General features: G+C 42.4%; 11 protein-coding genes. 8 read left to right on the plus strand and 3 right to left on the minus strand.

Features of this window, described 5'->3' with window-relative positions:
- Positions 1–73 precede the first annotated feature (73 nt).
- Positions 74–766 (minus strand): haloacid dehalogenase type II, encoded by a 693-nt coding sequence (locus HWQ42_RS18860; RefSeq protein ID WP_292814873.1) that lies wholly within the window; start codon positions 764–766, stop codon positions 74–76.
- Between the two features lie 351 nt (positions 767–1,117).
- On the opposite strand from HWQ42_RS18860, the gene HWQ42_RS18865 reads away from it, so the two are divergent.
- From HWQ42_RS18865 to HWQ42_RS18880, 4 genes are all read left to right on the plus strand, one after another.
- Positions 1,118–2,875: a ScyA-related TPP-binding enzyme gene (locus HWQ42_RS18865; protein WP_292814876.1), complete on the plus strand. Its 1,758-nt coding sequence runs from the start codon at positions 1,118–1,120 to the stop codon at positions 2,873–2,875.
- Between the two features lie 13 nt (positions 2,876–2,888).
- Positions 2,889–3,977 carry a 3-oxoacyl-[acyl-carrier-protein] synthase III C-terminal domain-containing protein gene (locus HWQ42_RS18870; protein ID WP_292814995.1) on the plus strand — a complete coding sequence of 363 codons (1,089 nt, stop codon included), beginning with the start codon at positions 2,889–2,891 and terminating at the stop codon, positions 3,975–3,977.
- Between the two features lie 69 nt (positions 3,978–4,046).
- Positions 4,047–5,090: an SGNH/GDSL hydrolase family protein gene (locus HWQ42_RS18875; RefSeq protein ID WP_292814878.1), complete on the plus strand. Its 1,044-nt coding sequence runs from the start codon at positions 4,047–4,049 to the stop codon at positions 5,088–5,090.
- Positions 5,087–5,842 (plus strand): SDR family oxidoreductase, encoded by a 756-nt coding sequence (locus HWQ42_RS18880; RefSeq protein ID WP_292814881.1) that lies wholly within the window; start codon positions 5,087–5,089, stop codon positions 5,840–5,842. Before HWQ42_RS18875 ends, HWQ42_RS18880 begins: the two co-directional genes overlap by 4 nt.
- 115 nt (positions 5,843–5,957) lie before the next feature.
- Here the strand turns inward: HWQ42_RS18880 and HWQ42_RS18885 are convergent, their stop codons facing one another.
- Entirely contained in the window at positions 5,958–9,539 is a 3,582-nt protein-coding gene (locus HWQ42_RS18885; RefSeq protein ID WP_292814883.1) for an NB-ARC domain-containing protein, read from the minus strand.
- Between the two features lie 440 nt (positions 9,540–9,979).
- Between HWQ42_RS18885 and HWQ42_RS18890 the strand changes: the two genes are divergently transcribed.
- Complete coding sequence (locus HWQ42_RS18890) at positions 9,980–10,159, plus strand: CopG family transcriptional regulator (RefSeq protein ID WP_292814885.1); 180 nt, start codon at positions 9,980–9,982, stop codon at positions 10,157–10,159.
- Between the two features lie 494 nt (positions 10,160–10,653).
- On the opposite strand, the gene HWQ42_RS18895 is transcribed toward HWQ42_RS18890, so the two are convergent.
- A complete protein-coding gene (locus HWQ42_RS18895) occupies positions 10,654–10,800 on the minus strand; it encodes a ribbon-helix-helix protein, CopG family (RefSeq protein ID WP_094348756.1) in 147 nt (48 codons plus the stop codon).
- A gap of 1,204 nt (positions 10,801–12,004) precedes the next feature.
- Between HWQ42_RS18895 and HWQ42_RS18900 the strand changes: the two genes are divergently transcribed.
- The 3 genes from HWQ42_RS18900 (at position 12,005) to HWQ42_RS18910 (ending at position 15,045) form a co-directional block, all read left to right on the plus strand.
- Positions 12,005–12,505 (plus strand): fatty acid hydroxylase, encoded by a 501-nt coding sequence (locus HWQ42_RS18900; protein WP_292814888.1) that lies wholly within the window; start codon positions 12,005–12,007, stop codon positions 12,503–12,505.
- A gap of 379 nt (positions 12,506–12,884) precedes the next feature.
- A complete protein-coding gene (locus HWQ42_RS18905; protein WP_292814891.1) occupies positions 12,885–13,079 on the plus strand; it encodes a hypothetical protein in 195 nt (64 codons plus the stop codon).
- Positions 13,066–15,045, plus strand: a complete 1,980-nt coding sequence (locus tag HWQ42_RS18910; RefSeq protein WP_292814893.1) for an ATP-binding protein — start codon at positions 13,066–13,068, stop codon at positions 15,043–15,045. The genes HWQ42_RS18905 and HWQ42_RS18910 overlap by 14 nt, the downstream gene beginning before the upstream one ends.

The following is a 15,045-nucleotide window of genomic DNA, read 5'->3' on the forward strand; positions in this document are numbered from 1 at the left end:
AATTTTCTGCAATTTTTGGTCAATAATGCGATCTACTTTTTGTTCCTCTTGTGGTTAAATTAAAATCAGCAAATTAGTGTGAACTTAAAGCAGCGATAGTCTTCAAATCAGGCACTTCTAAATCAGGTTGACTGACTGGTGGTAAGTTTGCACTAACCCCTTCCTGTGCTCGACGATTTACCCAGACTGTTGATAATCCCAAAGATTTGGCTGTCACGATATCATGATATACACTAGCAGCAACGTGTAATATCTGCTCTAGCGGCAAATCAATTCTCTCAATAGCCAGTCTGAAGTTGTTGAAGGAGGGTTTGTAGCTTTTGGCCTGTTCTGCTGTGATTATCTGGTCAAATTCCACCTCCAAGTGCTTTGCCGAGAAAGCAAAAAGATCGTCATCTACATTTGAGATAATTACCAGCTTAAACTTTTGCTTTAAAGTTCTCAGTGCCTCAACTGTATCGGGGAAAGGCAGCCAATCCTGAATCGAATCGGCAAGTGAGTTTAGTTCGTCAGCAGTTGGCTCAAAACCAAATCGTTCACCAAATTTCTGAACTACTCTTTTCAAAACTTCTCGATATTTGATATATTCTCCTTTTTCCATTTCTGCTTCAAATTCAGCAAAAATATTGAGAATTTGCTCATCATCCAAATTAGTTTTGTGTGCCAGCAGAAGTGGCTTTAACACTCGTAAGATGCCATTCTCCCAATCAATTAGGGTTCCGTAACAATCGAAAGTTAAAGCCTTATACTGATTTAATTCAATCACCTTTTTATACTCCAGAGCTTGATTAATAGCGTTCAGTTTTCACAAACCAAAAGACGGGTGAACCCGTCTGCGTTGGCGCAGGCATTGCGACATCCACTGTTCTTGAAGTCTCTGAACATTTTTCTATATCACGGCAACGCGGAACTTATAGGTTGCTCAAAGATTGGCAAAGTGAACCGCCAAGGTAGTTTTACCGTTATACCTGCGTTAGAGAGCAGTGCTAACCGAAGTTGTATAGCCGTTATCCAAAAAAAAATATATTACATTGATAATACAATGTTACTAAGTTTAGGTGTGGGATATGGGATAATAGTTATTCCAGAAAGGAAATTATTCCTAAGTATAGTTTGTATGGATGTTAAATTTCAGGATACACAAGCGAATACCACTAAAGAATTAAACTCAAGTAAACAGTCATCTCATAGCAATGCATCCGAAACTTTGTCGGTAGCGGAAGCAGTAGTAAAAATCCTGGAAGAGATGGGAGTGCAGTATGCCTTTGGTGTATCGGGAGGTGCGATCGCCCCAGTATGGGCTGCATTACATCAAAGTTCTATTCAGGTGTTACACTTTCGCCACGAAGCAGGAGCCGCTTTTGCAGCCATTGAGGCGTATTTTGCTAGCGATCGCCCGGTTGTAGTATTCACTACAACTGGTCCAGGGATCACCAACGCTTTGACGGGGCTATTAGCTGCTCGTTGGGAGGGTGCTAAGGTCCTCCTCGTGTCAGCTTCAACCTCAGCACCACAGCGCGGCCGGTGGGCTTGCCAAGAAACTAGCACCTACACTATGCCCAGCACAGGTATTTTTACTTCGGGGTCAATATTTCATTATGCTACAACCCTTGAACGCAGTGATGAACTCCCAGAGGTTGCTCGAAGGATTGCTCTCGGTCTAGCACGACTTGGAGGATTCGTAGCTCATATAAGTATTCCTACAAATATCCAGACAAGTTCAGTAAATACAGTTTTGCCACGAGTAACTCTATCTCATGGTCTGGTAACCGCGAGTGAAGAAACAATCGCAGAATGTGTCCGGTTGCTGTCTGAGGGACTGTTTGCCATCTGGGTGGGCTTTGGAGCACGGGGTGCTGCAAAAGAGATTCGCCAGCTTGCCGAGAGGACAGGGGCTGCCGTAATGTGTTCACCTCGCGCTAAGGGCATCTTTCCCGAAGATCATCCTCAATTTGTAGGGGTTACGGGCTTTGCTGGACATACATCAGTTTTGAGGTACATGCAGGAGTATCGTCCTTTGCGAACTTTAATACTCGGCACGCGTCTGGGTGAATTTACCTCGTTCTGGAACCCTGCTATGGTCCCTAAACGAGGATTTTTGCATGTTGACATCGACCCAGACGTATCAGGAGTTGCATATCCATCTGCCGAAACGTTCGTAATCCCGTCTGATATAGGAGCCTTTGTTAAGGCACTGCTAAAATACATTCCAAAGTGTCCTGATGTGTCAATGGCTATTGCGCTGCCAAGACCTACACATAATATTACCAAGCTACGCAAAGTTGGGTTGGTACGACCTGATGTACTAATTAATTTGATTCAACAGGTAATCGTTGAGAAAAGTGATGCAGTAGTGATGGCTGAGGGGGGAAACTCATTTGCTTGGGCAATTCACCTGCTGCTATTTGCAAAACCGGGGCGTTTCCGTGTCAGTACTGGGTTCTCGTCTATGGGTCATACTGTCACTGGTATCTTAGGTCTTGCCTTAACATGCAAGGATAAAGCTGTCGCCATCGTCGGAGATGGTTCTATGCTTATGCTCAATGAGGTAAACACTGCGGTAAGATACCAAATTCCCGCCGTTTGGATTGTCCTTAATGATGGGCGTTACAACATGTGTGGTCAGGGTTCAACATTGCAGGGGTACAAGGATTTGGATGTAGAAATTCCGCAGGTGGATTTTGTTAAGATTGCCTGCGGTATGGGAGCTGATGGTATCCGGGTTGAGAAGGAAGCTGATGTCCAGACAGTCCTGGAAAAAGCGATGGCTTCGAGCAAACCGTTTGTTGTTGACGTAGTAATTGACCCAACCAGGCTTGCACCAATTGGAGATCGTATTTCCAGTTTGATTTCGCAGAGCGCTACAGATGATTGACAGGAGATACATTATAGTGAATCACTCAGTAGGTATTCGATCGCTGGCATTTAGCTTGCCGAGCATTAAGCGTACAAACGATTACTATAGAGAAAAATACCCAGAGTTGATTGCTGAGGCGGAGCAAAAAAGTTTGGCAAGGTTGTTTTCGCTTGCTGGCTCTATACCCAGTAACGAGTTTGACTCAGAGATGTTGCCTTATCTTAAAGACCCTTTTCGCGGTACTATCGATCGATGGGTGCTTAGTTCAGATGAATCGTCTCTGATGCTGCAAGAGCGCGCAGCTAGTGATGCCCTCAATGCAGCAAAGCTTGCTCCCGAAGAAGTAGATCTGATGCTCGTCGCCTCCATTTGGCCTGAACAAATTGGATTTGGCGATGCTGCTTACCTGGCTCGTCAAATGGGTTTACAGGGTGCTGCTTGGAATCTTGATGCCGCGTGCGGGGTTACCCCGGTTGCACTTCAAACTGCTTGTGCTTTAGTACGATCGAGAGAATATCGTAATGTGCTGGTGGTTATCTCATGTTCATACTCTCGCTTTTTCGATGAAGACGATACCCTCTCATGGTTTATGAGTGACGGTGTCGGTGCTTTTGTGGTCGGTTCACTTGCACCGAACCAGGGTATCCTCGGTACAAAAACCATTCATACTGGTGATTTGTGCGACATATTTTTTGCAGAAGTAACACAGGACGGGCAGGGTAGTCCACAAGTGCATATGCGGATGGGCAAGAGCGCAAATAAGGCGATTCGCGAAACGGCTGTAAGACAACTGCGTACGTGCTGTGATGGCGCTATTGCCGCAGCTGGTGTCACCATCGAGCAAGTTGACTTTTTTGTTTTCAATACATCCACTGCTTGGGGGGCAAGCTTTTGCACGCGCGTACTTGGTATTGACCCAGAGCGCGTAATCAACCTCTACCCCCAGTATGCAAACATTGGGCCAGTAATCACGGTAGCCAATCTGTATTTTGCTGCACAGTTGGGTAAGATTCATCAAAATGACCTAGTTCTTATCTATGGCTTAGGTGCAGCAGGTACCGCTTCTGCAAGTGTGATGCGCTGGGGTAACGTGGCGCTAGGTCCTAACCCTCTCAGTTAAACCAACTCGATAGCAAATGTACCGAAGACCAAAGCCTTATTTCTTGTTAACTATATGTATTGAAATGGTATGTATATTTCAAAATTGACAAAGCAAAGGGAGATGATAGCAACAGGACTTTTCCTGTTGTATGTCATGTTTCCGCTCAAAGTCTCGGCAAAGAATTATGACGAGATTTATGTTTTTGGAGATAGCTTTTCCGATACGGGTAATGTATTTAATGCAACTAATGGAATCGTTCCCCCAAATCCACCTTACTTTAATGAACGTTTTTCCAATGGTCCGGTTTGGGTGGAATATCTCGCCTCTGATCTAGGGTTAACTTTCAATCCGAACACCAACTTTGCCTTCGGTGGTGCAACTACAGGATTCAAGAATATAGGACTCAGCACTATACCAGGATTACAACAACAAATCAACAGCTTTACAACAGCAAATCCGTCTGCCGATCCAAACTCCCTCTATATCTTTGAGGCGGGTATTAATGATTATTTAGATTACTTTTTCCAAGGCACTCCCAACCCTACCCAGAGTGTTACAAATCTATCAACGGCGGTAAAATCGCTTGCTGCTGTTGGAGCTAGAGATATCATGGTCTTGAATCTGCCAGATTTAGGAAAGTTTCCAGTTACAGGCGGCAATAGTCAAGTTTCTAGCTTACTTAGCACTTTTACCAGTAAACATAATTCCAGCTTGACCACAAACCTCAACCTTTTGAGTCAGGAACTAAACCCTAATATCAACATTATTCCTCTTGATGTTAATTCTCTTTTTAATCGGATCGTCGCAGAGCCGGAGGAATTCAGTCTCACGAATGGAACTGACTCGTGCATCGGAGATTCACCAGTAGTGCCTATTAAAGTTACCACACAGCCAGTTATATGTATCCCAGACAAGTTTTTGTTCTGGGATGAAGTCCATCCAACGACTGCCACTCATAAGCTAATCGGAAAATTAGCATTTTCAGCGCTTGAGCCAGTGCCTGCCCCTGAATCTTCTGCTGTGTTAGGAATCTTAGCTTTTTGTGTAGGTGCAGTATCGCTACGGAAACGCAAATATAGCTATCAGTTAGTGCAAAACAAAGCCATCAAAATGGAAGGAACACATCTATGACAGGTCAATTCGATGGAAAAGTTGCGCTGGTTACAGGGGCTTCATCAGGTATTGGTAGAGCGAGTGCGATCGCATTTGCAAGGGCTGGAGCAAAAGTCGTGGTTGCTAGTCGTCGGCTCGCCGAAAGTGAGGAGACCGTGCGCCTGATAAAAGAGACAGGAGGTGAAGCTATTTTTGTCAAGACCGACGTTTCAAATGCTGCTGAAGTGGAGGCATTGGTCAATAAAACTGTAAAGACTTATGGTCGTTTAGACTGTGCTTGCAATAATGCTGGCATTGGGGGCAATCCCGGCTTAATCACCGATGATATGTCAGAAGAAGACTGGGATGGTCTGGTTAACGTAAATCTTAAAGGAACGTGGCTCTGCCTCAAGTACGAAGTCAGGGCGATGCTTAAACAGAACAGCGGAGCGATCGTAAATGTGGCTTCTATTGCTGGTGTTGTAGGTATTGCGGGCATTGCAAACTATAGTGCTACCAAAGGTGGCGTCATCGCTTTAACCCGTGCGTTGGCAATGGACTATGCTAAGGAAGGCATCCGGATCAATGTCGTGAGTCCCGGTGTCATCGAGACTGATATGCTGAGTGGCTTGTCTAGAGATGCACTTGCTCAACTTAAGGCAATGCATCCTATAGGACGCATTGGAAAGCCGGAGGAAGTGGCAGAAACTGTAGTGTGGTTGTGTTCGGAAGCGGCTTCCTTCATCACGGGGCACAACATGATGATGGATGGAGGATATACTGCACAGTAAAGTAAGGCAGATGAAGGCAAGGTTCATAAGTTCTGATAGATTTTACTTGCTTTCCGAATATCGCTTTTGCCAAAGACAAGCACGGAATGTAAGTGCAGGGTTAATAACTGTACTACTACTCCTTATATTTAACTGCTCCTAAAGCTTTTAGAGTGGCAATAGTTGCCAAAGTTACACCTGTAATGCCCGTGATATTAGTACCCTCATAAGGTCTAGAGCTGAAAAGAGTTTTCAGGCATTCACCTTTCAAGATATCCCAAAGCTTTATCGTCCCATCTTCACTGCCACTAGCTAAAATATTACCTTTAGAACTAAAAGCAACTGACCAGATTAGCTTAGTGTGTGCTGATAAAGTTTTCTCGCAGTTACTTGTGCTTGCATCCCACAGCTTCACCGTTTGGTCTCCGCTACCACTTGCTAATATGCAACCATCCATACTAAAGGCAGTAGAATATACGGAATTGGTATGCCCATGCAAAGTTTTAAGACACAGTCCGGTGCTGACATTCCATAGTTTCACTGTTTGGTCACCGCTGCTACTTACCAATGTCGTACCATCAGGACTAAAGGCAACTGACCAGATCCAGTCAGTATGACCTTGCAGAATCCGGAGGCATTTACCATTGCTGACATCCCAAAGCCTTACTGTTTGGTCATGGCAACCACTAGCTAGCGTATGATCGTCTAGACTAAAAGCGACAGACCATACCCGCTGGGTGTGTCCTTGTAAAGTCTTTAAACATTGACCAGTGCTGACATCCCACAACTTCACTGTTTGATCGTCACTGCCACTTGCTACCATTGTACCATCGTGACTAAAGGCAACTGATAAGATCCGATTACTATGTCCGTGCAACGTTTTGAGACACTGACTGATGCTAATATCCCATAGTTTCACTGTTTGATCTTCGCTGCCACTTGCAAGGATGCTATCGTATGGGTTAAAGGAAACTGATGTAACCCGATTACTATGCCCCTGCAAGGTTTTAAGACATTTACCTGTACTGGTATCCCATAACCTTATCATTTGGTCATTACTACCACTGGCAAGCATCGTGCCTTGAGGATTAAAGGTAACTGACCATATTCCATTACAGTAACCCTGCAAAATCTTAAGGCATTGACCTGTACTAACATGCCACAGCCTTACCGTTTGGTCATCACTGCCACTTACCAGCATCGTACCATCGGGACTAAAGGCAACTGACCATACCCGAGTGCCATGCCCCTTGAAAGTTTTGAGGCATTGGCTGGTAGTGACATCCCATAGCTTTACTGTTTGATCATCACTGCCACTTGCCAACATCGTACTGTCTGAATTGAAGGTAACTGAATTTACCAAGTCAGTATGACCCTGCAAGGTATGAAGGCATTGTCTTGTAGCGACATCCCATAGCTTTATTGTATGGTCATGACAACCACTAGCCAATATTTGACCGTCTGAACTGAAGGCAAGTGACTGTACTCTATGGGTGTGCCCCAGTAGAGTCTTGAGGCATTGACCAGTGATGACATCCCATAACTTTACTGTGTGGTCGTCACTTCCAGTCGCAAGTATTGTATCATCAGGACTAAAGGTGACTGCCCATACCCGACTACCATGTCCTGATAGAGCCTTAAGGCATTGACCGGTACGGATATCCCACAACCTCACCGTTGTGTCCTCACTGCTACTTGCTAGTATATTACCATCTGATCTAAAAGAAACAGACCAGATTCCACCGCTATGACCCTCTAAAGTGGCTAGGCATTGCCCACTGCTAGTATCCCACAACTTCACTGTTTGATCGTCACTGCCACTAGCGAGAATACGGCCATCGGGACTAAAGGTAACCGGCCAGATAAAACCTGTGTGCCCTTTGCAGGTGAACAGTTGTTTTCCATCCACAACTTGGTACAGACGAATCTCATTATTAGTATCCCCCGTAGCCAAGAGTTTTCCATTAGGGCTGAATGCTACTGAGTGAATCCCCCCTAGTGTTTCAGCAAAAACACATTTACTTAGATTGGCATGAGCAAAATTTACATTGTGCAAATTTATGTTACGTAGGTCTGCTTGCCAAACAGTCAGATAAGAAAAATCATAGTCACTTAGATCCGTCTCTAGATGACAAAGCAGATTGAAAATATTGCCAGCCGTATACCCTGGTTCTAGCGGAGATTCTTCTCGCAGTCTTGCAAGAATTTGAGTTAACTGACTTTCAATATTTTTTTTACTTCTTAAGTGGTTAAGTAACCCATCTATAACTGGTTTAAGGATAAGGCGAATCTGAATATCTTTAACATAGTCTTTACCGATAGCCTTTATCAAAGTATGGCGCCTAAACGACTCAATATTCTGAGTGACAATCTCTTCACAGACCTGTTCTATCAATCTACTAGTCATATACTCCATGACCACAGGCTGAAGTGTGAATAGTGCTTCACTTTTTTCAATTAGCGTAGGCGTTGGCATTAGCGTTCGCACAGTCTCTCGTAGAGAAGCCTTCTCGATTAGAGATCGCCTTCCTAAAGATTCCAGAGCTTCTAGTAATTTTGCTTGTGGTACTAGTGATATAATATCATTTCGCAATTCTGGAAGCGCCATTGGCTCACGATTAATCGCTAACCAATACATTATTTCCTTTTCTAAATCTGACAAGCGCTCAAACTGCTGCTCTAAGATATCGCGAATGTCTCCAAAAACAGCAGTGTCTTGTTGCAAAAACTCAGTTATATTACCATCAAAAACATCTTGAATGGTCGTGGCAACTATCTTTAATGCTAGTGGATTTCCTGCGTAACGTTCAATCATTAGTTTCCATTCATCTTCTGCCGCCGATAGTCCTTTGAGTTTTAAAATTTCTTGCCCTTCCGCCACCTTCAATCCACTCAGTGGCAAGGAGCGAACAGGTAGTGCTTGTCCTTCCAAAAATGCTATTTCTCTGGGTTTTTCACGACTAGTCAACACTAAGCAGCTTTGGTGAGTTGCTTCTCCCACCCGTCTTAAAAGCTCACCATATTCCTCATATCCTTCTCGATAAAGTCCGGCGCGGCTACCACTACGCAGAATTGATTCTGCATTATCAAGGATCACTAAACAGCGATTATTTTGTAAATAATAGAGTAGTCGCGATACGCGATCGCTAAAACTTTCTGGTAAGTTACTTTCTGTTTCTTGTTCGTCAGATATAAATTGGATTAAGTTACCTAGAATAATTTTAACAGGCGGTGCTTCTCGTAGCGATCGCCAGATCACATACTCAAAGTTGTCCTGAATTTTTTGAGCAAACTTTACAGACAGTGCTGTTTTTCCAATACCTCCTATTCCCAATAGTGCAACCAATTGGCAGTGCTCATTGAGAATCCATTGCTCTAGTGTAATCAGTTCTTCTATACGTCCATAAAAAGCGGAGTTAAAGATAGCCTCTCCCCAATCTAGACGAGTATTTGAGCTTGAATAGTCACTTTTATCTATTTTTAAGTTAAAAACTGAAAAAAGCTTCTCAATAGTCTGTTTATCAACTCCTCCTTCCCGATTCAATACTTTCGAGATGGTAGCGGAATATAAACCAGAACGTACACTCATTTCTTCAAGAGTGTATCTATTTCCAAAATTTTCCTTTGCTTCTGACTGATGCTTTGCTTCCTTAATTTTTTGTAATCCCTTGGTAGTAAGTGCAACGCCACGCTTACGTCTCCAATTCTGTAAAGTCATGTATTAACCCACTATTCGTTTAATCACTTTTTACTAAAAGGAATTATCTACTAGGTTGCTATAGATATGGGGTAATAGCCATAACAATCGAATAATTTCATTTTGCAGAGGATTTAAAACAGGTATATTAGCAAAATATTCACTGATAAAAACCACCTTTGGCATCTACTCATCTCGTTAATTCAACACCGCTTGCTCAACAGACTATCTGGTCTGTAGGGCATTGCTGACATCATCTCTTCAGCCGAAAGCTTCTTACATTTGGTGATAGCAGATTTATTACGTATGGTAATAGTTATTTAATACCTCGTATTTTTCCGTAATATTTTCGGGGCGTAAAGCTTAAGTTCAATCTCAAAATCTCGATTTTCACTGGTAAAGACAGCTTGAAATTGGCAATCTTGTTAAGGAAAGTTTGTATATATCTAGCTTATCAATCAATGAATAAAACTGCTGTACTTAAATTTCCCCGTTTGACAACCTCTAGTAAAAAAAGAGCGCTTAAGCGAATCACTATCACCTTGACATCAGATGAAGCCCAAAACCTTGAAAAGTATTGTGAACAGACAGGCAGACTACCATTAGACGTGATTCGAGAACTCATTCAAGCTTTGCCTTGAACTGCTGAACGTTGACACCAAGCCTGAAAAGCCCCAGTCCAGAAAAGTCATCGCTGAAGTAGAAGGTGTTGCAGATTTGGACAAAGGTTTTTCATTTTACTCTGACATGAGTAGTTGCAGGAGCAGTAATCATAGATTAGCTCCTCACGGCTGTATATTTGTTACCTCAATGCTGTTGTTTGTTGTAAAAATTTTAAACAATATGGGTTAGAGATTATTTTCTAACGAAGGTGACGACAGAATAAGGATAGTCATCGAACCAAAAAATATTCTCTCACTCTTCATTGTGAAACTCAATAATAGCGATCATGCATCTTCTTTTCGGCGCGCTGCGCTCGTCGTAAATGGGCGCAGCACGCCTGAAACTAAATTTTTATATCCTCTCAATCATATCAAAAAATTACTACCTCTTAATTTCAGACCTCCAATTAAACCAAATTCTAATGCTTATATCTTGAAAATCAACCAAGGTAAAATTGTTCGCAAATCTACTTTTATTTCGTCAGTGGCAAGGCTCGAATGAGTTCTCTAATTACATCTGTTGCTGGCCTGCCTGTCTGTTCACAATATTTTTCAAGGTTTTTGGCTTCATTTGATGCCAGGTTTATAGTGATTCGCTTGACCGCCCATTTTTTGTTCATACTGAAACAGATAAATCGTGTAATCATAACTTCAAATCCTGATTTTACCTTCCAGATGGAAAGTAACCTAAATTTTGGATAAACTGAGATACCCTTTAAATAGGACACGTTGTAAATAAATATTGCAGGTGTGCTTTACTGATTTACTAACTTGTCTATAAATGATAAAGGAAGAATCAATATTTATTACTCTATCATTTAATTTTTTATACCTTTTAGCTTAGGCTATAGTCTCATGCCTACTCGTTCGCTATGCGCAGCAGCAACCACAGGACAAGGGTGACACATAAAGTCACTAGTGTCTACAACAAGAGCGAGCTAATAGTCTAGAGTCAGCGAATTCAAACGCACTTGGCAAATAAAGATAAATTATAAAAGTATCCCTGTCTTTTCAATATTCATCATTGAAAGTGCAGGTTGATAGCGATATTATTACTCGATTTACAGAAAAATATTTATGGCATCTAGTTAATTCTAGATTATCCAAATTTTACAGCATTTAAATTAAAATATAAACCTGCTTGATTCACCTCAATAACTCAATGAATATTGGCAGAATATCTATTTATATGCTTCTAATTCGAGTCATAATTGAAGCTTAATTGCAATAAATTTAGAATTAACAATATTGCAGAAAGCCTTAACCTAAATTTGTACTAAGTTTAACTCAACCTTTGCTTACGCTGTATGCCTTAGTAAGAAGATTGTGTAGTAACTATGGCAAAATACTGCACTCCCATCGGGTTTTAGATGTATTGATACCATTAACCCAGAGCTAAAAGTCAAATTGGAGGTTCTTACGAGTTGCTGATTAGTGCATTAAGGATTGGAGATTCATAGAAACTGCAACTGACCCAATTACATATACTCTGAGCCAAATGGCACTAAGAAAAGCCCAAAGGCTTGTGTCGTCTTGTTCCCAGATGGAGGCTGGGAATGTACTTAAAAGAGGCTCTGCCTCAATTCAAGCTACTGGAGGCGGCAGCCCTTCCAGAATGGGTTCCCAGCCTAGAGGTTTGTTCCAGTCAGAGCAAGGGCTGTATCTTTTCTTCGTGCCATTATACTCTGAGCCAAATTACCTGGAGCGTAGACACATGAGACGCACAGATGCTGCTTGAATAGCGGAAAAATAGGTGTCTATGTCCACCGCATGACATTTGCATATTTTCTGTGGAATTTTCTTAACTATTCTTGAGGAGTACAAATGCTTGAGGCTATCGCTGTTGCTTGGTTATTACTGTTTTTTGGTGATTTTCTATCTACATTCTTTTACCACGTACCCGAGCACATTTTTGGTAGCCTTCATTTAAAAACGCACCACTCCTGGAAGAAAGACTTCCGCCACTACGCTATTTTGACTTTTAATCCCCAAGTTCTTTTGGATGGTATCTTGGGAGCTTTACCTTATGTACTTATAGCAGTAGTTTTGTGGTCTTTCTCTCCCATTGGCGTTATCTCTGGATTACTGCTTGGTCAGTTTCATGTATGGTGGAGACACATAAGTGTACTGGGTTGGCAAACTCCAAAGCCTGTAAATATTTTATGTCAAATTCTATTTATTACCACTCCTGAGAGACACTGGTTACATCATCACAAAACTAATTTAGGTTTCGGCGATATTTTCACCTTCTTTGAACAGCCTGCACAAATTTGGTTACGCTGGCTACGATTACTCAGACTTCGTTTTCGCGACTCTCGGATCTAATTAAAACTAGCGCTTACCTAAATACTTTTTAAAATTACCAAAAGAAGCTGCGATCGCAGCTTCTTTTGGTACACTCAGGGCGATTATTCTACTCTCCGAAATACCGCTCACCTATATGTTCAAAAAGCTAATTCCCAATTTATGAGGAGTAGCAATAAGAGACATGAATTTATCATAGACTTAAATCTATGCTTTTATCTAACTATTATTTTTTTATTTATAGTTGTTTTAACTGATTAAACAGTAAGCGAGTTACAAGGAAGAATGGCTCTGGTACAGAGTTTAAAGGTATTTGCTACCGCTCGACTTCGCTGTTATATCGCTAATGTTTTTGGGAAAACTAGTCTTAATTAGTAAATTATTATATCCCTAGATTTTTATGACAATTCCTCTCTTTTCGGGAGATGCTAGGCGTAGCTTGGTTATGCAAAAGGGGACGGATAGCTACGGTGAAGGTGGCAGGAGGTTGCAATACAGTGTAGGTTTTTCTTTGAGACACTACGCCAACGAACCAACACTGATTGCTAGAAATTTGCAACCTGCTCTAGATGAGGTGTTTCATGCCCGCAGTTAGCCTCAGAAAGATGCTCAACAAAAAAGAGTTGCCATCTCTTATTCATAACTTAGTCTACCAGTTCAACATCGCGATTGATGTTGAACTGGTAGACGGCACGAAACTGATTAGCATTGGGGAGCAAACTGGAGAAAATCGATATCCAATCGAGGTTTCAGGAGAAATTATCGGTTGGGTTGTTGGGCAAGAACAGGCAACTTTACTTGCAAATTTGCTCTCATTTCTGGCAAAGCAGGAAGCTGAGAAGAAAGTACTCGCCAAAGAATTGCTAGAGCGATATCAGGAAATTGATTTGTTTGACGATATCTCGACTCAACTGACAACAAGTTTAGATACGCGACAGATTGCCCAACTTGTGCTTCAAGAATTGAGTCAATTAATTGAATCATCTGCGGGGATGATTCTGCTTTTGAGTTCAGATGCAACTGCGTTTGAAATCATTGCCGAATTTGGAGTGTTTTTTGACCACAATCAGCCAGAACCGGGTAAGGGAATTATCGGCAACATTGTGCAATCCAACCGGGCAGAACTCGTCAATGATGTGCAAGCCGATCCGCGATTAGAGGGGCAAAAAAACGTTAGTGCAATGATTTGTGTACCGTTACGAGCCAAAGAGCGGGTACTGGGAGCGATCGCCATTGGAACGCCCAAAACTGACTCATACAAGGCTGAACACCTGAAACTGGTGAGTATTTTTGCCTCTCAAACAGCGATCGCTATTGAAAAAGCTGTGCTTTACGAGCAAAGCATTCAAGCAGCTCTCCAGGCAAAAGCTCAGACACAGAAGCTTCAGCAAGCTCTCCATGAGTTGCAATTAGCCCAAACTCAGTTAATCCAAAGCGAAAAAATGTCCAGTCTCGGGCAACTTATTGCCGGAGTTGCCCACGAAATCAACAACCCGGTTAACTTTATTTGCGGCAATTTAAAGTATGTTGCCGAATACGCCCAAGACTTGTTACACCTGTTGGAAAAGTATCAGAAATTTCTACCTGTTGCTCCTCCAGAACTGGAATCAGAGTTAGACAATATAGACCTAGAATTTATCATGCAGGATTTCCCTAAACTGGTAAATTCAATGAAACTGGGCACAGGTCGCATCGTCGAAATTGTCCAATCCTTGAAAAACTTCTCCCGGCATGATGAAGCTGAAATGAAAGCCGTGAACATCCACGATGGCATCGACGGAACGCTAATGATTCTTCATCATCGTCTGAAAGCAGATGTTCATCGTCCGGCAATTGAAATTGTTAAAGACTATGCAACACTTCCTCTGATTCACTGCTATCCCGGACAATTGAATCAGGTGTTTATGAACATCCTGGCAAATGCCATTGATGCTTTGGAAGAAAGTATGGAAAATTGGGGACTCAAAAATAATCCTCAATCCCCAACCCCCAATCCCCAAATCACTATTCGTACCATAGCCATTGACCAGCAGTGGGTTGTAATTCGCATTGCCGACAACGGCCCAGGCATGAAGGAGGAGGTAATTCGCCGCATTTACGATCCCTTCTTCACCACGAAAGATGTTGGGAAGGGAACGGGGTTAGGCATGGCAATCAGCTACCAAATTGTTGTAGACAAACATGGGGGAATGCTTAAGTGTCGTTCTCAACCGAGTGAAGGGACAGAATTTTGGATTCAGATTCCAATAAATTGTGCATTGGCAGACGCTCCTGAAGAACAAAATAGCACCTCTGCCTTGCCAACTCCCACAACAAAATCATCGCCGACTCCCGATACTGACGGTTTCATTTCATCAACTGTTCCAATACTCAAACCGACGGATCTACTGATCCGCCATACTCAACTGATCCAGCGACTTTCACAGCACAGTCCAGATGTGGAAGGTGCTTCACCCGATCAAATTTACCAGATGTTCCAACGCCACCCAATTTCGTTAAAGCTTTACGCCACTTTGTTGTCTTGGTTCTGTTGTTCTAACCCTACTCAAATACGCCACTAA

This window comes from Nostoc sp. JL23, assembly GCF_017115065.1.
GTDB lineage: Bacteria > Cyanobacteriota > Cyanobacteriia > Cyanobacteriales > Nostocaceae > Nostoc > Nostoc punctiforme_A.